Genomic DNA, 1177 nt, shown 5'->3' on the forward strand with positions numbered 1-1177 from the left:
TGATTTCGGCTTTCCGTACATTGACTCAGTAATGGGCAATGTTCACATCGTTTTGGATCTGACGCATAAACCCGGTAGCCCTCTCTGTTAGTTGTGCGATAAGTCAGAACGTGGTTTTCAGGACAAATGTAAGCATCGTAGTATTCATCGTAAACATATTCGTGTTTTCTCATGAATCCTTTCTTCGTTTGTGGTCGGGTGTAGGGCATGACAGGGCGAACATTTTCATCACTTAAAAACTTCGCGATAAATGGTGTCTTATATCCAGCATCAACTGCGACTGTATGAGGCTTGGCAACCCGTTCTTTTATTTGTTGAAACAAACACGCAAACACTTGACTGTCGTGAATATTCGCCGGCTCAACAACCGTCCCCAATACAAATCCGTTCCGATCACAAGCTGTATGAAAACCATAAGCAAAGAGGCGCTCCCGTTCACCCTTCACAAAATATCCACTTTCAGGGTCTGTCGTACTTACTTTGATTTCTCGTTTCTGTGGGCATGGCCTGGGCTTCAAAGGTTGTTTACCGTTCGCTTCGCGATCAACATTAATTTCTTGATCTAGTTGTCCCTGATACGCCCTCGTTTCTTTTCTCACGATCTTTTTCCCAAACTTTTTCTTATTCGCATTCGCTTTGACATGTGTGCCGTCGATAAAGGCGACCGTAGGGTCGACAAGACCACTATCCATAGCTTGACGCAAGATTTTATAGAAGATGGTTTCAAAAAGATCGGTGTCATGAAAACGACGTTCATAGTTCTTACTAAACGTTGAAAAATGAGGGATTTTTTCAGAGAGTCCATATCCAATAAACCAACGATAAGCGACATCGGTTTCTATTCGCTTAATGGTTTCACGCATGGAGCGATGGCCAAACACGTATTGAATCAGTACCATTTTGATCAATACAACGGGGTCAATGCTTGGACGTCCTTTTGAAGAATAAAGAGGGGCAACTTGATCATAAATAAACGAAAAATCCATGGCTTCTTCCATCTTCCTAACCAAATGATCTTCAGGGACAAGTTCACTTAAGGCAAAGACTTCAAGCTGTTCACGCTGATCTTTTGAGTGTTTGGACAACATGGTAAAACCTCCAAAATCTAGATTCACTCATATTTTAACAAAAAAAGCGTGTCGATGAAGCCACTTATTGTGACTTTGTCGACACGCTG

The 1177-nt window shown here is 42.1% G+C and carries 1 protein-coding gene; it reads right to left on the bottom strand.

Annotation, left to right across the window (positions count from 1 at the left end; all coding sequences use genetic code 11):
• The coding region (locus tag Q3W56_RS20520) for an IS1182 family transposase (RefSeq protein WP_302896697.1) at positions 1-1088 on the bottom strand (1088 nt) is incomplete at its 3' end.
• Between the last annotated feature and the right edge of the window lie 89 nt (positions 1089-1177).

It is taken from the genome of Bacillus sp. C28GYM-DRY-1, from assembly GCF_030519405.1.
GTDB lineage: Bacteria > Bacillota > Bacilli > Bacillales > Bacillaceae > Bacillus > Bacillus spizizenii_A.